This window comes from Prauserella isguenensis (genome assembly GCF_014191605.1).
Taxonomy (GTDB): Bacteria; Actinomycetota; Actinomycetes; order Mycobacteriales; family Pseudonocardiaceae; genus Prauserella; species Prauserella isguenensis.
On the sequence record NZ_JACHWU010000003.1, the window covers coordinates 233,850 to 258,084 of the forward strand.

Here is a 24,235-nt window from a genome sequence, read left to right on the forward strand (position 1 = left end):
GGATGTCAGCCGTAGAGCTTGTCGAAGTTCTCGCGGAACGCGAGGCGTGCGAGTTCCCCGTCGCCCGCGGCACCCCTGAGGGCCGCGAGTTCGGCGCCGTGGTCTCCCCAGGGCTCGTCGCTGGCGAACAGCACACGGTCGGCGCCGATGCCTCGCCGGGAGATCTCCTCGGCGAGCCAACGCGGCGCGAAGCCGATCGCCCACGACAGGTCGGTGTAGACGTGTTTGCCCGCCTCGATCCAGGAGAAGAAGCGGGAGCCGATCAGCTTGATGTGGCCGCTCATTCCACCGCCGAAGTGCACCAGGTGGATCTTCACGCGGTGGCCGTAGTCGTCGACGAGCGCGCCGACGTTGTCGATGTCCGAAGCGGCGCCCGGCGACGTGTGCACGTGAACGACGAGGTCGAGCGCCTCGGCGGTCGCGAAGATCTCGTCCAGCAACGGGCGGCAGTGCGGGTCCGTGGGATCGCCGCCGAGCAGGAAACTGAGCTTGAGTGCACGCACCCCCGGCTCGCCGGCGAGTGCCAGCGCCGCGCGGGTGCGCTGCTCGTCACGCGGCAACGGGGAGACCCACAGTGCGGCACGGATCCGATCGTCCGAGGCTGCAGCCTCCACGCAGAGTTCGTTGAACGAGAACGACACGGCCGGGTCGGGCACGCCGTAGTTCGGGATCACCAACGCGCGCTCGGTTCCCTCGGCGTCCAGGTCCGCGATCAGCTCGGCGATCGTCGCCCGTGCCCGGGAGTCGGGCTTCACCGCAGGCCCGCCGTAGAACGGGAACGCCAGCATCGAACCGAGGTGCCGGTGCGCATCACAGAAGTCGAACCGTGTCACTGATATCCTCCCACATCGCTGTGTCGCCGCGGCCGCACCACGGCGGCGGTGGCCGCGCCGCCGTTCTCGTGGCCGGTCATGCGACCGTGCTCGGTGACGTCCGGAACACACCGGCCGGGCAGGTGTCCCTGCGGGTTCCAGCGATCCACGGCACGTCGAGTTCTGCGCCCCGGGCTGTGTCGACGATCCGGCGCGCGAGGTATTCCGCGTCGCGGCCGACCCCGCTGAATCGCCCCGATCCCCACGTGCGCTGCCACGGCAGCCCCAGGAAGTACAGACCCGGACACCCCGTGGCACCTCGCTGATGTGCCGGATATCCGCGCCCGTCGAAGACCGGAACGTCGATCCAGCAGTGGTCCATGTCGAAGCCGGTGGCCCACACCACAGACGTGATTCCCGTGCTGTCCAGCACGAGCTCCCCGGTCTCGTCCGCCGGCTCCCACACCGGGACGTAGCGCCGCTCGGCGGGCGCGTCGAACCCGTGCAGTTCCACATACGCGTCGATCGAGTCCTTGATCCCCTCGGACACGGCGTCGGCGGCGTCGAGGTTCTCGCGCAGATCCGGGAGGAACCGCACGACCCCGGATTCCGCATCGGACAACCGCCCGTACAGCCGCATCCCCTCGAGGGCGAAGGCCCGCAGGTCGATGTCGCGACCGCCGCCCCGTCCGGTGACGTAGTGATTGGCCCGGAATCGGAGGGCATCGACGTCGGAGAACTCGTCGATGCCGCGGCGGTAATGGCCCATGTCCTCGAGCCAGTCGACGACGTCCCTGCCGCGGTACCGGCGTGCGACCCTCGGCGCGCCGCCCACGGACAGGTGTACCACGCGCCCGGCCAGATGCAGGTCCTCGGCGATCTGGCATCCGGACTGTCCCGATCCGACCACGAGCACCTCGCCGCCGGGGAGCTGCCGCGGATTCCGGTACGCCGACGAGTGCAGCTGGGTCAGTCCCGAAGGGAGGCGCTCCGCCAGTCGCGGGATCCGCGGGACTTGATACGGCCCGGTGGCCACCACGACCTGGTCGGCGGTCATCGTTCCGTGCGATGTGGACAGTACGAAGATCGTGCCGTCGTGGCACAGCCGTGTCACGTCCACTCCCGTGACGAGCGGACACGGGAAGGATCGTGCGTAGTCCTCGACGTAGGCCGCGACCTCGTCCCGGGACATGAATCCGCCGGGATCGCTTCCCTCGTAGGGAAAACCGGGGAGGTCGCATTGCCGGTTCGGGGTGACGAGACAGAACGAGTCCCAGCGCCGACTGCGCCATTCGAATCCCGGACTCTCCCGCTCCAGCACGACATGCTCGACCCGGTCCCGAGCCAGGCAGTAACTCATCGCCAGCCCGGCCTGTCCCCCGCCGACGATCGCGACAGTCCGATGCATTCCGTCCACAGTGGTCATCGGTCGAACCTTTCGACGAGCACAGCGGCGTCGGCGGGCAGGTCCGTAGCGAGATCGTCGAGCGCCACGACGGTGGCTGCCGCCCTGCCGCACGGGAATCCGTGCACCGCGGCGACTCGCTCCGACGCGACGACCAGCGCCGCCCTGGTCCGTTCCAGGAAATCGCCGATCCGGTACCGTCCACCGGTCCGGAGGTGCTCCTCGATCACGGTCGACGGGGAGTAGAACCGGCGCGACACACCGTCCGGCCAGCGCACGTGGAAATACACTTCGGGCACGAACACTCCTCTCACGGGGTGGTTCTGCAACGGACGGACGGGATACGATCGGCCCGCGGCCATCGCGGCGACGACTTCGCTGCAGTCACTCCGAACACCCGTGTGTTCCGAGCACCGACGGCGATCGGATGTGACGAGAACCAGTAGAGCCGCCGACGATTGCCGACCGATGTCACCCGGACTACCCGTGCGTTACCGAGAACGCGCCTTGTTACGAGAAAACGTCCGATAGCCTCGGGCGGTGATGAGCACGCCCGGAGCCACCGCATCCCACCCGGACACCGTGACCGATCCGGAGGCCGCGGCCGCCCTCGTGGACCGCGCCTACCGTCTGATCCTCGGCAGGACGCCCGACCCCGACGGCCTGGCCTACTACACGCACCGGCTGCGTTCCGGCGAGCTGTCGGACCGGCAGCTGTGCGCGGCACTGGCCAGCTCGGACGAGTTCGCGAGCCGGCTCTCCCCCGGCGAGACCGCGGCGTCCGGCGATACCGCACCCGCCGACGGGACGTCCGGCGCGCGGGAGGTGGTCGCCCGTGAACCCGGGTTCGTCGACGCCGCCGAACTCGCCCGCGCCGCGACGGTCGAGGATCTCGCCGCCACCGCCGAGGCGTACTTCTCGTCGCTCGACGACGCCGAACTGCTCCTGACCAAGCCGTTCAAGGAACCCGGCGAGGCGGCCGACCTACTGGTGACGTTCGGCCAGGTGCTGCGCGGGCTGCAACCTGCGGCGGGCATGACGGTGCTCGACTTCGGAGCCGGAACCTGCTGGACGAGCCGCATGCTGACCCAGCTCGGTTGCCGCGTGATCGCCGCGGACGTCTCGCCGTCGGCGCTCGACCTCGGCCGCGAGCTGTTCCGGCGGCAGCCCGTGCTCGGCGACCGGCCGGAACCGGAGTTCCTGACGTTCGACGGCCACCGCCTCGACCTGCCGGACGGCAGTGTCGACCGGATCCTGTCCTACGACGCACTGCACCACGTGCCGAACCCCGACCGGGTGCTCGGCGAGTTCGCCAGGGTGCTGCGCCCCGGCGGGGTCGCCGCGTTCGCCGAACCGGGGCCGGAGCATTCGCTGCAACCGCAGTCGCAGTACGAGATGCGGCACTTCGGCGTTCTCGAGAGCGACGTGGTGATCGAACGGGTGTGGGACCGGGCACGCGAGGTCGGGTTCACCGACGTGCGGTTGTGCCTGCTCGACTCGTCGCCGCAGTGGGTCGACCTGCCGACATTCCAGGACGTGCTGTCCGGCCGGGCCGACGACTCGGTGTTCCCGGAACCCGCACGCGCGGCGATCGGCGACCGGCGCATGTTCGTGCTGCGCCGCGACGGTGTCGAGACACCCGACAGCCGCGCCGCCGACGGGCTCGCCGCCGACGTGGTGCTGTCCGACGTCGACGTCACGGCAGGCGACGGCGACCCGATCGCCGCGACCGTCCGCGGCACGTGCCTGCTGCGCAACACCGGCACCCGCACGTGGTTGCCCTCCGACGCCCGGTACGGCCCCGTGTTCCTCGGCGCTCGCGTGCGCACCGCCGACGGCTCGCTCAGCGACCGCCTCGCCGACTCCGGGGGCCGCATCGCCCTGCCGGGACGCGGCGTCGCCCCGGGCGAGGAGGTGACCGTCGCCGTGGACCTCGACGTGCCCGCACGGCTCGGCGACGGCACGGGCGGCGGCCCGGTCGCCGTCGAGTTCGATCCCGTCAGCGAGTTCGTGTGCTGGTTCTCCGTCAACGGGTCGACCCCGGCGACGGTGCCGCTGCCCTGACGTCACTGGCCGGCGGCACCGGCTGCCGCCACGTCACCCGTCGCCGGACCTCACCCACGCTGTCCTGTTTGTCGGCTTCATCAGCGTTACTGGCCGGTCACCCCCGCGTTTTCTCCCCGTTGTACGACTTCCCGGACGTCCCGACCCATACGAATGAACCACTGTCGACGGGGAGCGGTAGCCTCCGCTCGCACATTCGGGGCAGACCTGCGGCGCAGGGACCGCATGGGACACGCGCAGACGGCGCAAACGAGGTGAACACCGATCCAGCAGGCGACGACGGCGGGCCCGGCAGGCACGGGCCCCACGGAGGCGAACCTGTACGCCGCCTTCCGCCGCTACGCGGTCGGCGTACGGATCGCCGTCGTGCTCGCGTGCATCGTGCTGGCGATGATCGGCATGCCGCAGCGGTACGAGCCGGCCGTGCTGGTCGCCGTCGTGACGGTCGGGTGGTGCGGCCTGTCGGCGTGGTGGACGTGGCGCGCCCCCGACCGAGCCGGACCCGCACTCGTCGTGGCAGCCGCCGTCGTCGCGCTGCTCACGGTCGAACTGCCCCAGGCCTGGACCGCGGTCGGCCCGTACAACGGCTGGGCGTTCGCGGTCGCGAGCATCACCGGCATCGCCGTCCAGTTCGAACTGCCCGCCCGGCCGCGGCTCGCGCTGTTGGTCACGGTCGTCGCCGCAGTGTCCTACGTGATCGGCGCGGCGATGGCCCGTCCGCTGCCGGACGCCGCTTGGTTCGGCGGCAGGGTGTTGCTCGACGCCCTGCTGTCCCGCTGCGCGTTCCTGCTCATCCGCTCGCGTGCGCGCGCGGCGGATCGGGCACGCGAACGTGCGGCCGCGGGCCGGCGCGCGGCCCGGGTCGCCGACGCCCGCCGCAGCGCCGAACGCGAGTACCTCGCCACGCTGCACGACACCGCCAGCGCCACACTGCTGATGGTGTCACTCGGCGCCGCGGCGCCCCAGCACTCGTGGCTGCCCGAGCGCGCCCGCAACGACCTCGACGCGATCACGACCGTGCCTGCCCCGCCCGGCGCCCGGCAGGGCACCGTCGACCTGCCCGTCCTGCTCCGGCAGGCCGTCGCGCACCCGCTCGTCGAAGTCACCCTCGACACGCCGGGGACACTTCCGCTGCCCGCGCGACCCGCCCTGGCGATCTCCCACGGCGTGCGCGAGGCCGTGGAGAACGTCGCCCGGCACGCCGGGGTCGGCGAGGCGCAGCTCCGTGTCCGCCCCACGGCGGCCGGGGCAGAGGTCACCCTGGCCGACGACGGCCACGGATTCGACCCCGCGACGATCGGCGACCATCACCACGGCATCAGCGAGTCGATCTCCCGCCGCATGACCGATGCCGGCGGTGCCGCCGCGATCGACTCCGCTCCCGGTAGGGGCACGACGGTGCGGTGGAGCTGGCATGACTGACCACGCCACCACCGCCCGGCCCGGTGCCGCCCCGGCGCTGCCTGCGCCCGTGCCGGATCCACCCGGGTCCGCGACGGCACCCGCACCGGACCCGCATCCGGCGCCGGCACCGCCGGGACAGACGGCCGAACAGGTGCGTGACCGGCTGGTTCGGGGTGCCCAGCTGGCCGTACTGCTCGTGGGCGTGACCACCCAGCTCACCAGCTGTCTGCCTCAACTGTTGGCCAACCGCGACCGCTTCGGTGCGTGGTGGACGGAGGTGGTGGGCTTCGTCGTACTGGCGGGCGTGGCCGCGACGATCGCGACCCGGTTGCTGCGGAGCAGACCCATGTCCCGACCGCTCGCGTTCACGTTGTGCGGCCTGTGCGTGGCCGCCGCGGCACTGGCGTCGATACCGATTCCGGCCCGTTTGCTCCTCGTGGCCGACGACTGGTCGTTCGGTATCGCGGGCTGGTACATCCTGGCGATCCTGCTGCGCACGCGTATGCGCACCATCGCGGCGGTCTTCGCGATCCACGCGCTCGTCACCGTCGTCGAGGTGTTGCTGAAAGGCGTGCCCGACCGGTACGTCACGGTGCAGATGGGCATGGTGGCCGTGTCGGTGTTCGGCCTCGAACTCGCCGTGGCGCTGCTCGCGGTGGTGCTGCACCGCACGGCGGCCGACGCGGGCGAGGCGGCCGAGCGCGAGGAACGAACCCGCACCGCGGAGGAGATCGCCGAGGCCACCCACCGCGACCACCGGGCCCGCTACACCCGGCTGCTCGACACCACCGTCCCCCTCCTCACCGGCCTGGCCTACGGCGCGCTCGACCCCTCCGACGAGACGGTGCGCAGACGCGCGGCCGTCGAAACGGCCCGCATGCGCCAGCTGTTCGCCGAGACGGACGACGTGTCCGACCCGCTGCTGCACGAACTGCGCGCGGGCATCGACGTGGCCGAACGGCAGGGTGTCTCGGTGCAGCTGGCGGTACGCGGCGAGATCCGGCCCGTACCGCAGCCGGTACGCCAGGAGCTGGTCGAGACCGCGGCAGCGGTGCTCGCGTCGGCGCGCACCACGGCCCGTGCCACCGTTGTACGCACCCCGGCGGCGATCCGCGTCAGCGTCCTGGCCGACGCCCCCGCCGAGGGCGCCGCGGCGGTCGACGCACAGCGACGGTCCCGCACGGAGACCACGACCACCACGAAGAACGGCAAACTCTGGGTAGAGGCGGTATGGCGGACGAAATCACCGTGACGGTCGTGGATGATCACCCTGCGATGCTGGTCGGCATCGAACAGTGGTATGCCGACGCACCGGAACCCGTACGCGTGGTCGCCGGTGGGGCGACCTCGAAGACCGCGTGGCTGCCACCGGGCGACACCGCGGACGTCGTGGTGTTCGATCTGCAACTGGCGGGGCAGGCGGCCCCCGCGCTCGGCGAGCTGCGCCGGCTCGTCGACGCGGGCCGGAACGTCATCGTCTACACCATGCGAGACGACGAACAGACCGCGCTGACGTGCCTCGACCTGGGCGCCGTGACGTTCCTGACCAAGACCGAGGGCGCCGACCACCTCGTGTCCGCGACACTGGCCGCCGCGAGGGACCGGCCGTACACCCCGCCGGCACTGGCCGGTGCCTTGTCCGCCAACACCAACTCCGACCGGCCGAAACTGTCGACCCGCGAGGAGGAGGTGCTCGTCGAGTGGTTCCAGTCCGAGTCGCGGGACCTCGTGGCCGAGCGCCTGGGGCTGTCCCCGAAGACGGTCACGACCTATCTCGACCGGGTGCGGTTGAAGTACGCCAACGCCGGTAGACCCGCGCGCAGCAAGGCCGCCCTCGTCGCGCGCGCCATCCAGGACGGGCTGATCAGCGTCGACGACCTCTGAGGCGACAGGCGACGGGGGCACACGGCGGGGTCGGGAACGTCCGGTGATCGTGCCACCCCCAGACGCACGATCACCGGACGTTCACCGGTCGCCGCTCCAGAGCGGCGAGTCGTTGCAGGTCACCGAGCCGGAAGGCGTCCGGGCCGCGCTGGGCGACGAGGCTGACCATGACCAGCCCACGCACCAGCGTCCGCGCCTCGTTCCGGTCACGACCGGTGAGACCCGCGACATCGTCGACGTCGAAGTCCAGCTTCCCCTCGGCCGCCAGTGCGTGCAGCAGTTCGGCCTGCGCCGGGGTGAGCCGGTCCTGGGCCCGCGTCAGTACCGCCCGCATGCCGGTCTCCACGTCCCCGGTGTCCAACAGGTCGAGCCGCGTGGCTTCGGCGCCCAGTCTGCTCGCGAGCCACGCCGGGCCCCGGCTCCCGCCGCGGGTGAGTTCCTCCGCGGCGATGCGCAGCGCCAACGGCAGGCCGTCGCACAGGTCGACCAGTTCGTAGACGTCGGCGGGTTCCGGGGCCTCGGCCCCGGCCAGCGCGGCGACCACACGCGCACCGTCCCGCGCCCCCAACGGCGCGACGGTCACGCGCACCGCACCCTCTCGGGCGACCAGTCCCCGCAACTGGTTCCGGCTGGTCACGATGGCCGCCGAGGTGCCGCCCGGCAGCAGCGGCCGGAGCTGGGCCGCGTCCCGGGCGTTGTCGAGCACGACGGCGGTGCGGCTCCGCGCCGTCACGCGGCGCAGCATCGCGCCGAGCGCGACCGGGTCCGCCGGCAGCCGTTCCGGCTCGTAGCCGACCTGGATGAGCAGGTCGGTCAACGCCTGCACGGTCGTCAACGGCGGTTCCGGATGGAAGCCGCGCAGGTCGACGTGCAGCACGCCGCCCGGGAACCGCGGCCTGGCCGCTGTTGTCCCGGCTGATCGGACCCAGTGGGACACCAGCGCCGTCTTGCCGACCCCGGCCGGCCCGTCGACGACGACGAGGCGGGCCCGCCCAGCGCCGAGCGCACCGTCGAGTGCCGCAAGCTCCCGCTGCCGACCCGGCAACGGGTCCGCCGGCTCCTGTCCCGCTTGGACCTCGGTCGACGGCTCGATCCCCGCCACCGGCGCCGGGTCGGTCGTGGCCTCCGCGGCGGTTCCGTCGAGGTCGGTACCGGCGCGGTCGCCGCTCACCGTCGCCTGGGTGCGGGCGGTGTCGGCCCGCACGCCGCCGAGGGCCGGGTCTCGTTGCGGGCCATCCTCACGCAGCAGCCGTTCGTGCACGGCACGCAGACTCGCGCACGGTCCGACCCCGAGTCCTTCAGCCAACGTGCGCCGCACCTCGTCGTAGGTGAGCAGCGCCTCGGCCGTCCGCCCGCTGTGATGCAGCGCCAGCAGCAGCCGGGCCCACAGGCTTTCCCGGTTCGGATGGGCGGTGACGAGTGGGCGCAGCTCGGACACGGCACGTTCGGCCTGGCCGAACTCGAGGCGCAGTTCGGCCCGCCGTTCGCAGACCTGCAGGTACTCCTCCTCGGCCGCGTCCGCGGCACTGGTGACCCACGGCATCGGCTCGAGCCCGCTGAGTGCCCGGCCGCGCCACCGGGACAGCGCGTCCCCCAGCCGCTGCAGTTCGCCTGCATGGCCGTGCGTGCCCGCGACCACCTGCTCGCCGGAGCCGTTGGGGCCGGACCCGGTGGGCGCGGACGCTGCTGCGGCGTCCCGCCGTAGCGTCCGGAAGCGCTCCAGGTCGACGTCCTCGGGTTCGACACAGAGCCGGTAGCCGCCCGGCACGGCTTCGATCGCCGTGTCCGCTCCGGCGCGGGCGAAGCCGGTCCGCAATCGTTTGACATAGCCCCGCAAGGTCGTGCGCGCCGTATCGGGCGGCTGCTCTCCCCACACGCGGTCGATGAGTTCCTCGGTGGTCAGCAGTCGACCCGGCCGCAGGGCGAGTGCCGCGAGAAGGAGGCGTTGCTTGCCTCCCGGGATGACCACCGGTGCGCCGGCCACGCGCACATCCAGCTCCCCGAGCATGCCGATCTCGATCGACGTCATCGTGTCCCCCACCTGAACGTGATGGCACCGGCCGGTCGCCCGGTGCGTCGCCGACGCTAACGACACGCACACGAAGAGGATGTCGGCAGAACTACCTACAAAATAGTCCGAGTCAGCGACCTCGCCGCAGGTATGAGAACTGTGAGTAGTCAGCCGGTTCCGTATCGGCGTGATGACGCCCCCGGGACACGGGTGGCGGCACCGGGGGCGGGGCCTGCGACGTCGGAGTCGGTTCGGGCGGCGGGCCGGGATCGGCGGGCCTGCGGTCGCCGAACACCCGCGCATCGGCGTCGAGGACACGGTCGAGCAGTTCGCTGTCGCCGAGCCCGCGCCGCACCACCTCGGCCTGCTCCCGCGCCGCCGCGTACCGGGCTTGTGCGATCGTGTGCGTCACCGACGCCGACAGTGCCTCCGGTGCGACGTCGCGGACACCGCCGGTGAAACTCACCCGGGAGACGCCGCCGTCGGCCGTCGCCACCACCGTGACGACCCCGTCCGGCGAGGTCGCCGTGCCGGTCACCTCGGCCAGCTCCTCGGTCATTCGCCGGTACGCCTCTGCGGCCCGTGCGTTGTCGGCCGCGGCCGTGTCGATCGCCTCGATCCGCCGCATCATGTCCTGCCCGGGGTCGGTCACCTGTCCCTCCGTCCTCGCCGCGTGGATCGCGGATGCTCGTCGCCGTCGTGGCCTGTCATTCACAGTCGTGGGGCTGGACCGCACCGTCGTGTGCTGTCACTACGCCCCGCCGGTCACGGTTCCCTGCGATGCCTGCCCGGCCGCCCGGGCGGCGAGTGCGGCGGCAGGCGTGGCCACGGCGGCCGGGACGGAGCGGGACGCCGACGGGGACGCGACAGGTCCGGCCGGATACCGCCGACGAACGCGTGGAAGTCGGCGATCAGTTGGGCCAGTTGGGCGGGCGTGGCCGTCAGCACGACGTCCACGACGAGCAGTCGGCCGCTGCCGGTGCGCTCGGCGACCGTGAGGAACGTCCGCAGCTGCGCCAGATCGGTGAGCTCACCGCCGGTCCGAACCCGCAGGCCGAGCGCCTGCGTCAGGCTGCCGCTCGTCTCGTCACCGGCCCGTTCACGTCTGCCGATCTTCACGGCCACGGCCTGCTCGGCCAGCCGCCGCGTGGACTCGTCGGCGAGCTCGTCGAGCCCCGCACCGTCCTCACGCACCCGGCCGGTCACGGCGATCGTCGCGGTGAAGCCCGCGCTCGACCCGGGGTGCACCGCGAGGAACTCCACGTCCGGTGCACCGGCCCGCGCCGGTGGCACGGAACGCCAACCGTCGGGGAGCGTGAATTCGATCGGGACGGGCAGCATCGTCACCAGCCCAGGTCGCGCACCATCGAGCCGACGGTGTCGGCCGCTCCGGTGACGGAATCGCCGAGCTGAGCCGGATCGACCGTGATCCCGCCACCGACCTTGCCCCCGAGGCCGACTCCGAGGCCGAGATCGGCTCCGACGTGGAACTTGCCGTCCTCGCCCATGCCGAACTGGAGGCCGGCCTCGGCACCCGCGCCTGCCCAACCCTCGGCGTTGACACCCGCCCCGATGCCGGCGATCTCGACACCTGCCCCGGCGTCCGCCCGCGCTCCGATGAACGCGTCGGCGCCCGCGTCGATACCGGTCAGCCCGACGTCGGCGTTCGCGTTCGCCGCGGCCTCGACCGCGGCGTTGGCCTGGCCGTTGACACCGAGCGGACCGAAGTCGAGTCCGCCTTCGGCGCTGCCCCGGGCGGCGTGCGCCTCGGCGCCCGCGCCCGCCGACACGCCGGTGAGATCGGCCGACGCCTCGGCGCTCGCGCTCGCCCCGAGCACGGATCCGCCGAGCGTTCCCTGCCCCGCGAGCGGGCCGCGGTCGAACTGGCCGCCGAGCTCGCCCTCCGCGACGCTCACCCCCGCTTCCGCCTGCGCGCTCGCACTGGGCAACCCGATGCCGAGCGTGTCGACCAGCCGCGCGACGGGGTCCTCCTTCAGCCCCTGCGAGCCGCCCCAGGACCGGTCCGCCCGCCGCTCGCGGATCCGTTCGTGTTCGCGGCCGTAGCCGCCCTGCCCGTCGGGTTGCAGGCCGAGTTTCGACGCCAGCTGTGCGCCGACCGCGTCGACCCGTTGCCGGGCGTTGTCGAGCACGGCCTGAGCCTCCACCAGTAGGCCGCCGCCCGGGTCGGTCTGCTGCGGGGGCGCACCCGCCGCGGCCTGCGCCTGGTGCCGCGCCATCGCCGCCCGTTGCACGGCCTGCGCCTGGGTGTGCATTTCGATCGCCCTGAGCGCCTCGCCTTGCCCCCAGGCCAGGACGTCGGCGAAGTCCGCGAGCGTCTGCCCTCCCCCGGCGACGGCGTCGACCAGTTCCGTCCACTTCGGCGGTTCGGCGGCGAACACGTCCCGGAACGCGGTGCTCGCGTCGCCGGTCCAGTCGCCTGGGTCGATCTGCCCCAACAGTCCGCCGACCTCGCCGACGGTGCCGAGGTTGCCGACGATTCCCCGCAGATCCGCGGCGATCTGCTCCGGCTCGCCCGGGATGAGCTGTTTCGGATCCGCCGTCTGCCCGAGCTGCACGACCATCTAGCCACCCCCGTCCAGGACGCTCGCGATCCGCCCCGGCGCCGCGCCGAACGCGGGCGCCCGCGGGGACCGCTCGACCGCATCCTGCAGTTCGGAGAAGACGCTCAGCCCCTCCTGCTCCTGCTCCAGGTACCGGTCGGCCGCGTCACGCAGGCCACTGCCGTGTTCACCGGCCCGTTCCCGGAGCGAGCGCAGTCGCCGATCGACGTCGTCCATGAACCGGCCCCACGCCGACTGGATGTCGCCGTGCCCGTAATCCCCACCGGGCCCCCGCCACGCGACCTCCGCGGCCCGTTCCACCGTGTCGGCGATGCGCCCGGCCGTCCGTCGCAGTTCGTCGGGTACCGCACCGAAACCCGCCATGCCGCTCCCCGTCGTCTCCTCGCCTCCTCGGCTCCGCTCACCGGGCCGTGCCCGGCCTCCACCCCTCGCCTGCCGGCGATACTGCCGAGGCGTCGTGGTTCTCCGGTGGTACAGCCGTGGCACCGGAGCGCGGGGAGGTGCCGTGCCGGCTCCGCGGAAGCGGCGCGGTCCGGGGTCAGCCCGTGCGCGTACTGTCCCGGACGACGAGCTTCGGCACCAGAGCGACGTGCGCGGCGTCGCGCGCCGCGGGCCCGCCCGCGGCGTCGGCCAGTAGGCGAACCGCCTCGTCCGCGATGCGCCGGGTCGGCTGGTCCACGGTGGTCAGTGGAGGCTCGGCGAGCCGGGTGAACTCGATGTTGTCGAAACCGGTGACCTGCACCCGGGCGGGCACCCCGATGCCACGGGTACGGCAGGCGCGCACCGCGCCGAGCGCGATCAGGTCGTCGGCGCACACGAGGGCATCGGGCAGTCGGCCGGAGTCGGCGAGCATGCCTACCGCACGTTCGCCCCACTCCACGCTGTAGTCGCCGAGGAGTGTCCACTGTGGTCCGGTTTCGACATCGAACTCGTTCGCGTGGCGGAGGAATCCGGCGTGGCGCAGTTCGCTCGACGAGTTGGTGAGCCGGGCACCGAGATACGCCGCCGACCGTGCACCACCGGCATGGACGTGTTCGACGACCGAACGCATCGCGGCGATGTCATCCACCCCGACCCAGTCCGTACTCGTGCCGCCGACGAACCGGTCGAGCTGGACCAGCGGGAGTCGCTCGGCCGTCCGCTGCACCGCGGGAGTGCTGTCGGTGCCGTGGCACGGGCTGACGATGATGCCGTCGACGTTGCGGGTCACGAGGGCGTCCAGGCGCTTGGCCTCCGTGTCGGGGTCGGACTGGGCGTCACAGAGCAGCAACTCCTTGCCGTCAGCGCCGAGTGCGTGTTCGACGCTCTCGACGAGCGCGGTGAAGAACGGGTTCCGGATACTCGGCACGACCATGCCGACCGTGTCCGTCCGGCTGACGCGCAGCGCCCGCGCGATCGGGTTCACCTCGTAGCCGAGCTCACGGGCGGCCGCCCGAACCCGTTCGGCGACGTCCGACGACACCTTGCGCCCACCCGACAACGCGCGGGAAACCGTGGCCGTCGAGACCCCGGCGCGGCGTGCGACGTCGGCAATGGTGACCCGCTGCAATCGTTTACCCCTCCGTAGTGAGCGAAACCGTAACTTAATCGGTTCCCTTGACACTGGTCCAGGCTAAACCATTGACGTTCCACCGAAAGTCTCTCTAACCTACTCCGCAATTCGCTGGCAATCGATTACACACGCGGAACGCCACGTTCGGGTCGCGGTCGAGCACCGGCCGCCGCCCACGACGACGGGACCCACCACAGGCGGCCCCCACGCTGCCGATGCCGTCCCGTCGAGCCACCCGCCCGCCGAGCCCCGCCCCGCCCATCGAGCACAGAGAGCACTGATGACCACCCTCGGAGTCTTCCCTCCCAAACCGCACGCCCTGCGTGAACTGTTCGGCACCGACAAGGTCGTGATCGGCGTCGTGCACCTGCCCGCTCTGCCCGGCAGTCCGCACTACACCGGAACTCCCCTGGCCGACATCCGCACGTTCGCCGTCGAAGAGGCCCGCGCCTATCTCGACAGCGGCTGCCACGGCGTCGTCGTCGAGAACCACTGGGACATCCCCTTCCCGAAACCGGGCGAGCACGGCTACGAGACCGCCGCGGCGATGGGAGTCGTCACCGCGGCCGTGCGCGACGCCACCGACGGCGGCGTCGGCGTCAGCGTGCTGTCCAACGCGGCCGAGTGCGCGATCGCCTCGGCGTGGTCCGGTGGTGGTGGGTTCGTGCGGGTGAACCAGTGGGCCAACGCCTACGTCGCCAACGAGGGCATCATCGAGGGCCAGGCGGCCGCCGCGACGCGCTACCGCAGCCGCATCGGCGCGGGCCCGGTGAAGGTGTTCGCCGACGTCCACGTCAAGCACGGTGCCCACGCGATCGTCGCCGACCGCACGTTGGCCGAGCAGACCGAGGACGCCGAGTTCTTCGACGCCGACGTGCTCATCGCCACCGGTTCCCGCACCGGGGACGCTGCCGCAGTCGACGAGGTGGCGGGCATCAAGGACCACACGAGCCTGCCCGTCGTCATCGGCTCCGGCATCACCGCGAACAACATCGGCGAGCTGCTGCCCGCCTGCGACGGCGTCATCGTCGCCTCGTCGGTGAAGGACAACGGCCGCTGGTGGGGCCGCGTCGACCCGGCCAAGGTCCGCGAGCTCACCGCCGCCGCCGAACGGGCGGGCGCGGTTCTGCCGTGATCGTGTTCTGCGGGTACGCCAACAACGACGTCACCGCGTCGGTGCCCGCGTTGCCCACGGCCGGGCAGCGGGTGCAGGCCGTCGCGGTCGACAGGGGCGACGGCGGAATGGCCGCCAACGCCGCGGCCGCCGCCGCCCGGCTCGGCGCCCACGCCCGGTTCGCGGGCGCCGTCGGCACGGATCCGCTGTCGACGGCGTTCCTCGATGCCCTCGCCGCCGACGGCGTCGACGTGTCGCTCACCCGCCGCGATGCGCAGCTGACGACCGCGTTCGTGCTGCTCACCCCGGACGGGGAACGGGCGATCATCAGTCAGGACGACGACCTCACCGGCACCGACATCGCGGAGGCCGCCCGGCGCGCAGCCGGCGGCTGGCTCTACCTGGACGGTTACCGCTTCCCGGAGGCGGCGCCGGCGCTGCCGGACTCCGCGCGGGTGGTGGTCGACCTCGACGGCTGCGAAACCCGGACGGCTGCGCTCACGGCACTCGACGTCGCCGAACACGTCGTACTGGGCCGCGGCCAGGCGGCGGCGTTGCTGGGTGACGACGACGCGTGCGCCTCGCTGGCCCACCGGCACGGCACACACCTGGTGATCACCGACGGGGGTCGCGGCGCGCTGCTGATCCCCCCGGACGGACGCCGCAGCCGGATCCCGTCGATCGAGGTGTCCGTCGTGGACACCACGGGTGCGGGCGACTGCTTCGTCGGCGCCTACTGCACCGAGCTCGCCCGCGGCGCCGCGCCGGCGAGCGCCGCCCGGTTCGCGGCTGTGGCCGCGGGCCTGTCCTGCACGCGCCCCGGTGCGCGCGCCGGACTCCCGCACCGCACCGCGGTGCTGTCCCGTCTCGACACCGGATCAGGCGCGGACACCGGTTCCCCCGGAGAGGAGCGAACGTCATGCGACGCAAGCTGATCGCGCTCGCCGCACTGGGCCTTCTGCTCGTGGTGACGGCGTGCGACACCGCCGCACGCCACGACATGGCGGCCGAGGCCCGGGCCCAGCAGCAGGGCCCGCCACCACCGTCCGAGGTGGCCGAGTCGTGCGAGGTCGACGGCGACCGGCCCAAGATCGGCATCGTGCCGATCAATCTGCAGGCGCTGTTCTTCAACCAGATCGTCACCGGCGCCGAGCACATCGCACGGGAGGCAGGCGTCGCGACGCAGGTCGTCAACGGTGACGACGACTCCCAGAAGCAGGCGAACGCGATCGACGACCTCGTGGCGAACGACGTCGACGCGATCATCGTCGACGCGGTCGACACCGACGGCATCCGGCCCGCGATCCGCCGGGCCGACGCGGCAGGGGTACCGGTGGTCGCGGTGGACGCCGTCGTCGACGACAAGGCCGTCTCCTCACAGGTGGGCACCGCCAACGTCGAGGGTGGCAGGCAGCTCGGTGACGCGCTGCTCGACCTCAGCGGGGCCGAGGGCGACGTCGGCATCGTGGGCGCGCTCAACAGCACCGTGCAGCTGCAGCGGCAGAAGGGCTTCTCCGACCGGGTGACCGACGGCGGAATGGCGATCCGGCACGTTGTGGACGGACGCAACATCCAGGAGGAAGCGCAGACGGTCGCCGAGAACCTTCTCACCGGCAACCCGGACCTGCCGTACGCCTACGCGACCGGCGAACCGGCCCTGATCGGGCTGGCGGCCGCGGTCACGAGTCAGCAGCGCAGCGACGAGATCGAGGTGGTCGGCTGGGACCTGTCGACACAGGCTGTCGACGGGCTGCGCGCCGGCTGGGTCAAAGGCGTCGTGCAGCAGAACACGTTCGAGTTCGGCTACCAGTCGATGAACGCGGCGATCGACCTGGTCTGCGGTCGTGACGTACCGGCCGACATTCCGGTGCCGACCCAGATCGTCACCCCGGACAACGTGTCCGAGTACCTCTACTACCTGGAGCGGGGATGAGTCACGAGAGCACCGACACCTGGGGCGGCGACAGGCAGGGCAGTGTCAGGCAGGGCAGTGACGGGCAGAGCGGCGACACGCTCGTCACGCTCGAGGGCATCACGAAGTCGTTCGGCGCTGTGCAGTCGCTGCGCGGCGTGGATCTGCGGCTCGGGCCGGGCGAGGTACTCGGCCTCGTCGGCGACAACGGCGCAGGCAAATCGACCCTGATGAAGGTCCTGTCGGGAGCGATCCGCCACGACGCGGGTTCGATCACCGTCGGGGGCAAACAGGTCCGCTTCCACAGCCCGGCCGACGCCCGTGCCGAACACATCGGCATCGTCTACCAGGACCTCGCCCTGTGCGACACGCTCGATGTCGCGAGCAACCTGTTCCTCGGCCGCGAACCGCGGACGGGACCGTTCGTCGACCGCGCCGAGATGCACCGGCGGGCCGCCGAGATGCTGTCCACATTGCACGTGCGGGTGCGTTCGACGTACCAGGAGATCGGCGAACTGTCCGGTGGGCAGCGGCAGGCGGTCGCGATCGCGCGCGCCGTGTCGTTCCAGCCGAAGGTGCTGATCCTCGACGAACCGACGGCCGCGCTGGCGGTCGCCGAGGTCCGGCAGGTGCTGCGCATGATCCGCGAGGTCGCCGAGCAGGGCGTCGGCGTCATCCTCATCACCCACCGGCTGCAGGATCTGTTCGAGGTGTGCGACCGCATCACGGTGATGTACGAGGGGCGGAGCGTCGACGACGCCGCGATCGCCGACCTCGACATCGAAACGCTCGTCGCGATGATCACCCGCTCGAACACGACGACCGAGGAGGCGGCATGACGACGCAGGTGGCGTCCCCGCGGCAACAGCGGGATCTGGCGGCGCAGCCCTCGTTGTGGGAGCGCGTGAACAAGGCGACCGTCGCGATGCTCGGCGTCACGGTGGCGCTGTTCATCGGATTCGGCGTGGCGTCGCCGAACTTCCTGACGTTCGGCAACATGTCGAACCTGGCGACCCAGGTGGCGATCACACTGATCGTGGCGATCGCGATGACGTTCGTGATCACGACGGGGCAGATCGACCTGTCGGTGGGCTCGACGGTCGCGTTCGTCGCGGCGATGACCGCCGAGCTGCTGCAGTTGGGTCTCGATTCGTCGCTCGTCATCGTGGTGGGTCTGCTGGCCGGCCTGTTCTGGGGTTCGGTCAACGGCTGGCTGTCGGCGTACCAGAACATCCCGCCGTTCATCGTCACGCTCGCCGCGATGTCGATCATCCGCGGGTTCGCTCTGTTGTGGACGGAGGGCTTCTCCGTCCCCATCGACCGGCGACTGTTCGTGGCGAAGATCGGCGAGGCCGAGTTCCTCGGCTTCTCCGCGCTGGCGTGGATCGCGCTGGGAACCGCGGTCATCGGCGGAATCCTGTTGTCGCGCATGCGGTTCGGCCGCTACGTCAACGGCATCGGCGCACAGGAGGAATCGGTACGCCGTGCCGGCGTGAACACCCGCCGCATCAAGATGATCACGCTGATGTTGACGGGACTCGCGGCGGGCGCTGCCGGCATTCTCACCGCAGCGCGCCTGGGGTCCGGTTCCGCCAACTCGGCGGAGGGCTTCGAGCTCACCGTGATCGCGGCGGTCGTCCTGGGCGGCACGAACCTGTTCGGCGGCCGCGGCACGATCGTCGGGACGGTGATCGGCGCGCTGATCACCGGCATGATCGCCAACGGCCTGACGCTCATGGGCGTGAGCCCGTTCCTCACCCCGATCGTGACGGGTCTGGTGCTGATCGCGGCGATCTGGATCAACCTGCGCGGCCGGTCGCTCGCCCAACTGGTCTCCCACCTGACGAAACGACCGACATGACCGCCGTCACCACCGTCACCGGCGCGGTGCCTGCCGCCGAGCTCGGGCTCACCCTCACGCACGAGCACCTGCACAACGACGTCCGGAAGGCGGTCGGCCCGCCCGCCGATCCGGAGCTGGCGTGGCTGCGCGACGCCCGCACCGGTCCGGAGATCGCGTGGCTGTTGCGCGAACAGCCCTACGCGTGTCTGGACCACTGCACGCTCGACGACCCGGACCCTGTCGCCGACGACCTGGCCGCGTTCGCCGCGGCGGGCGGCGGCACGGTCGTCGACGTCACGCCTCCGGGGCTGGGCCGGGATCCGTTGGTACTGCGCGAACTGTCCGAGCGGACCGGGGTGCGGATCGTCATGGGCTCGGGCTGGTACCTGGAGGACTTCCACCCGTCCGATCTGTCCACGGCGGACGAACACGTCCTGGCGACCGCGCTGGTCGACGAGTTCCGCCTCGGCGCGGGCCCGACGGGGATCGCACCCGGCGTGATCGGGGAGATCGGCGTCTCCCCCGCCTTCACCGACGCCGAGCACCGCACACTGCGGGCGGCGGCCGTGGCGCAACGCGAGGTGGGCGTGCCGCTGTACGTGCACCTGCCCGGCTGGCAGCGCCGGGCGCACGAGGTGCTCGACATCGTCCTCGACGAGATCGGCGTCGCGCCGGGCGCCGTCGTGCTGTGTCACATGGACCCGTCCGGCGGGGATGTCGCCTATCAGCGGTCCGTGGCGCGGCGCGGCGTGTGGCTGGAGTTCGACATGATCGGCATGCCGTTCCGCTACCCCGGTGAAGGCCAGTCGCCCGCTCCGGCCGACACGGCCGAGACCGTCGCGGGGCTGGTCGGCGACGGCTTCGCGGACCAGCTGCTGCTCAGCCACGACATGTTCCTCAAGAGCATGCTCACCGTGCACGGCGGCAACGGACTCCGCTACGTCCCGACCCTGTTCACCGCCCGACTTCGCGACCTCGGCGTGCCGGCAGCGGTCACGTCCGGACTGTTGCGCACCAACCCCACCCGGCTTTTCGGGGCTGCCGCCCCCGACTGAGGCCGCCCGCACCCACGATTCCCCACATCCGCACCCATCGACCGAGCCCCGGTGACGACCGGGGACCGCAACCAGAAAGGGACCACCTCCGTGGCACGAGTACTGATCGCCGGTGAAAGCTGGATCACGCAGTCGACCCACATCAAAGGCGTCGACTCGTTCGTGACGAGTTCGTACGTGGAAGGCGTTGCTCCCCTGCGGACGGCGCTGACCTCGCGCGGACACGAGGTCGCGCACCTGCCCGCACACCTCGTGCCGTCGGACTTCCCCGACGACAGGGCGGCGCTGGAGGCCTACGACGTCGTCGTGCTGTCCGACATCGGCGCGAACTCGGTGCAGCTCGCACCGTCGGTGTTCGAAGGCGCCCGCCCCGGCGGCGACCGCCTCGCCGCGCTCCGGGACTGGGTCGACGCGGGCGGCGGCCTGCTGATGGTGGGTGGCTACCTGTCGTTCACCGGGTTCGAGGCCAAGGCCGCCTACCGCAACACGGTGCTGCACGAGGTGCTGCCCGTCGACCTGCTGCCCGAGGACGACCGGGTGGAACTGCCCGCGGGCGCCCGCGGGCAGGTGACCGCCGATCACCCCGCGCTCGGCGGTGTCGACGGCGAGTGGCCGCTGCTGCTCGGCTACAACCGGGTACGCCCGCGGCCCGCCACCGAGGTCGTCGCGACGATCGGCGACGACCCACTGATCGCGGTCGGTACCTACGGCGAGGGCCGCAGCGCGGTCTTCACCTCCGACTGCTCGCCGCACTGGGCGCCGCCCGAGTTCTGCGAGCAGTGGCCGGGCTACGCGGACGTGTTCGGCGGCCTGATCGACTGGCTCGCCGCGTGAGCCGGTCCGAACGGCTCCTACGCGCAGGCGGTCCCGCACTCGAACGGGCGACGGCGATGCGGTTCGTCGGCGACGTCCACGACGGCACGATCGGCGACCAGGAGTACGCACGCTACCTCGAGTTCGAGGCCGGATTCGTCGACACCGCGGCCCGGCTGCACGGGCTCGCGGTCTGGCGGGCACCGCACTGGAGGGCCGTCATCCGCAACGCCGAGGCACTGCACGGGCTGGCTACCGAGCAGACGGAGTACTTCGCCGCCGCGCGCGCCGCGTGGCCGGTCCGGGCCGAGATGTCCGACAGCACCGATGCCGCACGACGCGCGGCGTCGGTGCTGTCGGACTACGCGCTGGCGGCCGCCGAGGAGGGCGGGTACGCGGCCGTCACCACCGTCATGTTCGCCGCCGAGACGCTCTACCTGACCTGGTGCACCCGTGCTCTGCAGGAGGGGACGCCGCCCGCCGGACCTGTCGCCGACTGGGTCGAGCTGCACACCCGCGAGCCGTTCACCTCGGGCGTCGCCGCACTCGGCGCCGCCGTCGACGAACTGCCCGCCGACGTCGCCGACGACCGCCTCACCGGCTGGTTCACCGGCATGCTCGACGCGGAGATCACCTTCCACGACGCGGTGTATCTGTAGCGGTGTATCTGTAGCGGTGTTCGCGAATCGTCTCGCGAGGGGCCCTGGGCATCGGAAAGCGACGGGACGCGGGCTCAGTCGTCGGCGAGTTCCGGCGGGAAGCCGCCGGTGGCGATCGGGCCCCAGTCGTCGATCGTGATGCGCAGCAGGGACTTGTCCTGCCGCCGCATCGCCTCGCGGTACTCGTCCCAGTCGGGGTGCTCGCCGGAGATGCAGCGGAAGTACTCGACGAGACCGTCGAGCGCGTCGGGCATGTCGAGCACCTCCGCGGTGCCGTCGAGTTGCACCCACGCGTCGTTCCACTCGTCGGAGAGCACACACAACGACACGGCCGGGGTCCGCCTCGCGTTGCGCGTCTTCGCCCGACTCCGGTAAGTGGCGATGACGATCCGGCCGCTCTCGTCGACGCCGCAGGTGACCGGCGACAGCTGCGGCCTACGGTCGGCCCTTGTGGTCATGAGCACGGTGCGGTGCCGCGGCCGCACGAACTCCAGGAGCTCGTCCTTGCCGACCCGTTCGGCGGTGGCGATGCGTGGCAACTCGGGACCTCCCGGTCTGCTGTCTGTGCTGTTTCCCGTTCGGCGGCAGCTGCTCCGCGACCGGGCGAGCCACCACGTCACATCGAACCGCTGAGGGAAGCGATTCACGATCGTTTTCGCGCCGAGCGAACACGGTCCGGCGATTCGCCACGGGGTGGCGTTCACCCGACAGCCGTGTGATCATTTCCCCGCGTGATCATTTTTCGGAACCGTGAAATGTCTCTACCAATAGTTTTTCGCGAATCCACCCCGAGTGATTTTCACGTTGCGTGTCCGGTTATCACACAGAGTATTGGACACGACACGCCGAGCACCATGCCACGTTCGAGCGACATCGACGAGCTGTGACCGAATGCCCACACAATGCCTCCCCCGTCGCTTTACTTCACTCACACGTGGCACAGTCTCCGCTGGTCACGGCGTTTCGCGGAGCAGTCTTGGCCAATCGGCACGCCTTTCTGATACGTTCTGCGGGTTGTCTGGCGTGAGTCAAAGAAAGCCGACTCCTGTACGCCTAAACCTTCTTTCGCAAAACGATCTGTGTTCCACGACACCGATACGTGACTTCTCCGTTGCCGTTTCGTAATCTCTCGGAAGGTGTTCGCGACAACCCCGCGTGTTCCCCAGCACGGTCGCGACCCTGCCGACTCGGAACCCCGACCGGTCGGCACGCGAAACCAAAAAGGAGAACCACCCCCGTGGAGTGGAACGACATCCCCCGGAACGCGAAGAACATCTTCGCGCGAAAGACCCTGACCCCGAGCTCCCCGAAACTGAACTCCTCCTTGAAGGAGAGTGTCCGCGGCTACGCCGCCGTGGGACTGCTCGCCACGGCGCTCGCCGGAGTCGTCGGCCAGGCCGCGTTCGCCGACGAGGAGGTCAACCCCGCCGCGTCCCAGCGCACCGCCGACTCCGCCGCCCAGAACGCAGGCGTGGTCCGTGCGCACAGCCACTTCGGTGTCGCCCAGCTCGGTGAGAAGGCCGCCGACTCCCAGAAGCCGGAGCAGTCCGGTGCGTCCGGTGGCCAGGCCCAGCAGGCCGCCCCGGCCGAGGGCGGGAAGCAGACCGACCAGAAGCAGCAGTCCCAGCCGCAGCAGAAGCAGGACGAGGCCAAGGGGCAGGGCCAGGATCAGGGCCAGGGCCAGGGCCAAGCCCAGCAGGCGAAGCAGGACAAGCCTGCCCCGAAGGCACAGCCCAAGCCGAAGCCCGCGCCGAAGCCGCAGTTCGACCAGGTCGACCGCTGGATCAACCGCGCGATCGACATTCTGCGGCAGAACAACGTGCCGATCACGCACGAGAAGCGGGACGAGATCCGCACGATCATCGAGAAGGAGTCGAGCGGTGACCCGCGCGCCATCAACCTGTGGGACAGCAACGCGGAGAAGGGCATCCCGTCGAAGGGCCTGATGCAGACCATCGACCCGACGTTCGACGCCCACAAGCTGGCGGGTCACGGCGACATCTACAACCCGGTCGACAACATCATCGCCGGCGTCCGGTACACCCTGGACCGTTACGGCGACTTCGACGAGCACCCCGGCCTCGCCTCGATGGCCGGCGGTGGTGACTACCAGGGCTACTGAGCACGCGGTTCGCGCGCCGACAGCCTCGCTCGGTCTCACAGGCCGCTCGGAGATCCCGGATCTCCGAGCGGCCTGCTCGTGTCGGGCGTACGACCGCCGGTCCGGCGACGCCGTCGGTCAGAGTTTGCGGCCGAGCCCGGCGAGGCCGGTCGAGGCTTCCGGGTGCGCGCGGAACTCGTCCGACGCGGGCGAGGGACGCAGGTCCGGTTTCCACTCCGGCGTCCAGGCGATGCCGGGCTCGACGAGTTCGAGACCGTCGAAGAACCGCGCGAACTCCTCGCGGGACCGCAGGAACAACGGCGAGCTGGACCGGGCGTACTGATCCCTGATAGCGGCCCGTTCCTCTTCGCCCTCGGCCGGCACCCCGTCGTCCGTCATGTGTGAGCTCAGCAGATACGAACCGGGCCGGAGCCGGTCCACGTAGTTGCGGATCACGCCGTACGGATCGTCGTCGGGACCGAAGAAGTACAGCACGTTGACGACGATGAGGCCGATCGGCTTCGTCGGGTCGAGCACTCCCGTGTCGAGGGCCGCCTCCCACACCTGGTCGACGTCGAGCAGGTCGGCCTGGACCACGGCATGACGGGTCGGATCACCCTCGCGCTCGAGCAGCACCCGGGAATGGGCCACGGCGACCGACTCGTTGTCGACGTAGACACAGCGGCTGTCGGGGTTGACCGAGTCGGCGATCTCGTGGACGTTGCCCACCGTCGGAACCCCGGAGCCGAGGTCGAGGAACTGGGTGATGCCCTGATCGGCGAGATACTGCACGCCGCGGCCGAGGAACTCCCGACCGACCCGCGCCATGGTGCGCACGTTCGGGAGGATCTCGACGGCCTTCGCGCCGAACTCGCGGTCGATGGCCCAGTTGTTGTGCCCGCCGAGGAACCAGTCGTAGATCCGGGCGGGGTTGGGGCGTTCCAGATCCACACCCTCCGGCACGGAGTCCTGGTCGTTCGGCGCCATCGTTCCTCCTCGTCGTCCCGCGGGCACGCATTGTTGA

At 71.1% G+C, this 24,235-nt stretch carries 24 protein-coding genes; 13 read left to right on the forward strand and 11 right to left on the reverse strand.

The features are described from left to right. Window positions 1-5: 5 nt before the first annotated feature. The 3 genes from FHS23_RS13820 to FHS23_RS13830 all read right to left on the reverse strand — a co-directional run bounded on the left by FHS23_RS13820 (window position 6) and on the right by FHS23_RS13830 (window position 2,516). Entirely contained in the window at window positions 6-833 is an 828-nt protein-coding gene (locus FHS23_RS13820; RefSeq protein WP_343053907.1) for an amidohydrolase family protein, read from the reverse strand. Window positions 834-909: 76 nt separating this feature from the next. Continuing rightward, window positions 910-2,238 carry an MSMEG_0569 family flavin-dependent oxidoreductase gene (locus FHS23_RS13825; protein ID WP_183654555.1) on the reverse strand — a complete coding sequence of 443 codons (1,329 nt, stop codon included), beginning with the start codon at window positions 2,236-2,238 and terminating at the stop codon, window positions 910-912. Beyond that, entirely contained in the window at window positions 2,235-2,516 is a 282-nt protein-coding gene (locus FHS23_RS13830) for an MSMEG_0570 family nitrogen starvation response protein (protein ID WP_183654557.1), read from the reverse strand. Before FHS23_RS13830 ends, FHS23_RS13825 begins: the two co-directional genes overlap by 4 nt. A 244-nt stretch (window positions 2,517-2,760) precedes the next feature. On the opposite strand from FHS23_RS13830, the gene FHS23_RS13835 reads away from it, so the two are divergent. The 4 genes from FHS23_RS13835 (at window position 2,761) to FHS23_RS13850 (ending at window position 7,569) form a co-directional block, all read left to right on the forward strand. Next, the gene (locus FHS23_RS13835) at window positions 2,761-4,281 is read left to right on the forward strand and encodes a methyltransferase domain-containing protein (RefSeq protein WP_183654559.1); all 1,521 of its coding nucleotides are present in this window, start codon (window positions 2,761-2,763) and stop codon (window positions 4,279-4,281) included. A gap of 366 nt (window positions 4,282-4,647) precedes the next feature. Beyond that, complete coding sequence (locus tag FHS23_RS13840; RefSeq protein ID WP_183654562.1) at window positions 4,648-5,703, forward strand: sensor histidine kinase; 1,056 nt, start codon at window positions 4,648-4,650, stop codon at window positions 5,701-5,703. Then, on the forward strand, window positions 5,696-6,937 hold the full coding sequence (locus tag FHS23_RS13845; RefSeq protein ID WP_183654565.1) for a hypothetical protein: 1,242 nt from the start codon (window positions 5,696-5,698) through the stop codon (window positions 6,935-6,937). The genes FHS23_RS13840 and FHS23_RS13845 overlap by 8 nt, the downstream gene beginning before the upstream one ends. A 5-nt stretch (window positions 6,938-6,942) precedes the next feature. After that, window positions 6,943-7,569 carry a DNA-binding response regulator gene (locus FHS23_RS13850; protein WP_343053910.1) on the forward strand — a complete coding sequence of 209 codons (627 nt, stop codon included), beginning with the start codon at window positions 6,943-6,945 and terminating at the stop codon, window positions 7,567-7,569. 70 nt (window positions 7,570-7,639) lie between these two features. Here the strand turns inward: FHS23_RS13850 and FHS23_RS13855 are convergent, their stop codons facing one another. From FHS23_RS13855 to FHS23_RS13880, 6 genes are all read right to left on the reverse strand, one after another. Further along, a complete protein-coding gene (locus tag FHS23_RS13855; RefSeq protein WP_183654571.1) occupies window positions 7,640-9,598 on the reverse strand; it encodes an AfsR/SARP family transcriptional regulator in 1,959 nt (652 codons plus the stop codon). Between the two features lie 112 nt (window positions 9,599-9,710). After that, window positions 9,711-10,232, reverse strand: coding sequence for a YbaB/EbfC family nucleoid-associated protein (locus FHS23_RS13860; protein WP_343053911.1), 522 nt, complete (start codon window positions 10,230-10,232; stop codon window positions 9,711-9,713). A 113-nt stretch (window positions 10,233-10,345) separates the two neighbouring features. After that, window positions 10,346-10,927: a hypothetical protein gene (locus FHS23_RS13865; RefSeq protein ID WP_183654574.1), complete on the reverse strand. Its 582-nt coding sequence runs from the start codon at window positions 10,925-10,927 to the stop codon at window positions 10,346-10,348. Continuing rightward, the gene (locus FHS23_RS13870; protein ID WP_183654577.1) at window positions 10,924-12,162 is read right to left on the reverse strand and encodes a putative T7SS-secreted protein; all 1,239 of its coding nucleotides are present in this window, start codon (window positions 12,160-12,162) and stop codon (window positions 10,924-10,926) included. Before FHS23_RS13870 ends, FHS23_RS13865 begins: the two co-directional genes overlap by 4 nt. Next, window positions 12,163-12,525 (reverse strand): hypothetical protein, encoded by a 363-nt coding sequence (locus FHS23_RS13875; RefSeq protein WP_183654580.1) that lies wholly within the window; start codon window positions 12,523-12,525, stop codon window positions 12,163-12,165. Between the two features lie 175 nt (window positions 12,526-12,700). Further along, entirely contained in the window at window positions 12,701-13,711 is a 1,011-nt protein-coding gene (locus tag FHS23_RS13880) for a LacI family DNA-binding transcriptional regulator (protein ID WP_183654583.1), read from the reverse strand. Between the two features lie 283 nt (window positions 13,712-13,994). On the opposite strand from FHS23_RS13880, the gene FHS23_RS13885 reads away from it, so the two are divergent. From FHS23_RS13885 to FHS23_RS13920, 8 genes are all read left to right on the forward strand, one after another. Then, window positions 13,995-14,849, forward strand: coding sequence for a BtpA/SgcQ family protein (locus FHS23_RS13885; RefSeq protein ID WP_183654585.1), 855 nt, complete (start codon window positions 13,995-13,997; stop codon window positions 14,847-14,849). Next, window positions 14,846-15,763 (forward strand): PfkB family carbohydrate kinase, encoded by a 918-nt coding sequence (locus FHS23_RS13890; protein WP_183654587.1) that lies wholly within the window; start codon window positions 14,846-14,848, stop codon window positions 15,761-15,763. The genes FHS23_RS13885 and FHS23_RS13890 overlap by 4 nt, the downstream gene beginning before the upstream one ends. Then, on the forward strand, window positions 15,748-16,761 hold the full coding sequence (locus tag FHS23_RS13895) for a substrate-binding domain-containing protein (RefSeq protein WP_183654589.1): 1,014 nt from the start codon (window positions 15,748-15,750) through the stop codon (window positions 16,759-16,761). The genes FHS23_RS13890 and FHS23_RS13895 overlap by 16 nt, the downstream gene beginning before the upstream one ends. Further along, the gene (locus FHS23_RS13900; protein WP_183654591.1) at window positions 16,758-17,579 is read left to right on the forward strand and encodes an ATP-binding cassette domain-containing protein; all 822 of its coding nucleotides are present in this window, start codon (window positions 16,758-16,760) and stop codon (window positions 17,577-17,579) included. The genes FHS23_RS13895 and FHS23_RS13900 overlap by 4 nt, the downstream gene beginning before the upstream one ends. Then, the gene (locus FHS23_RS13905) at window positions 17,576-18,601 is read left to right on the forward strand and encodes an ABC transporter permease (RefSeq protein ID WP_183654593.1); all 1,026 of its coding nucleotides are present in this window, start codon (window positions 17,576-17,578) and stop codon (window positions 18,599-18,601) included. Before FHS23_RS13900 ends, FHS23_RS13905 begins: the two co-directional genes overlap by 4 nt. Beyond that, window positions 18,598-19,638: a phosphotriesterase family protein gene (locus FHS23_RS13910; protein ID WP_183654595.1), complete on the forward strand. Its 1,041-nt coding sequence runs from the start codon at window positions 18,598-18,600 to the stop codon at window positions 19,636-19,638. The genes FHS23_RS13905 and FHS23_RS13910 overlap by 4 nt, the downstream gene beginning before the upstream one ends. 90 nt (window positions 19,639-19,728) lie before the next feature. After that, on the forward strand, window positions 19,729-20,472 hold the full coding sequence (locus FHS23_RS13915) for a glutamine amidotransferase (RefSeq protein ID WP_183654598.1): 744 nt from the start codon (window positions 19,729-19,731) through the stop codon (window positions 20,470-20,472). After that, on the forward strand, window positions 20,469-21,110 hold the full coding sequence (locus tag FHS23_RS13920) for a TenA family protein (RefSeq protein ID WP_183654601.1): 642 nt from the start codon (window positions 20,469-20,471) through the stop codon (window positions 21,108-21,110). Before FHS23_RS13915 ends, FHS23_RS13920 begins: the two co-directional genes overlap by 4 nt. Window positions 21,111-21,184: 74 nt before the next feature. On the opposite strand, the gene FHS23_RS13925 is transcribed toward FHS23_RS13920, so the two are convergent. Further along, entirely contained in the window at window positions 21,185-21,649 is a 465-nt protein-coding gene (locus tag FHS23_RS13925) for a PPOX class F420-dependent oxidoreductase (RefSeq protein ID WP_183654604.1), read from the reverse strand. Between the two features lie 698 nt (window positions 21,650-22,347). Between FHS23_RS13925 and FHS23_RS22945 the strand changes: the two genes are divergently transcribed. Next, window positions 22,348-23,232 carry a transglycosylase SLT domain-containing protein gene (locus FHS23_RS22945; RefSeq protein ID WP_343053914.1) on the forward strand — a complete coding sequence of 295 codons (885 nt, stop codon included), beginning with the start codon at window positions 22,348-22,350 and terminating at the stop codon, window positions 23,230-23,232. Window positions 23,233-23,349: 117 nt separating this feature from the next. Here the strand turns inward: FHS23_RS22945 and FHS23_RS13935 are convergent, their stop codons facing one another. Beyond that, window positions 23,350-24,198, reverse strand: a complete 849-nt coding sequence (locus tag FHS23_RS13935) for an SAM-dependent methyltransferase (protein WP_183654606.1) — start codon at window positions 24,196-24,198, stop codon at window positions 23,350-23,352. Between the last annotated feature and the right edge of the window lie 37 nt (window positions 24,199-24,235).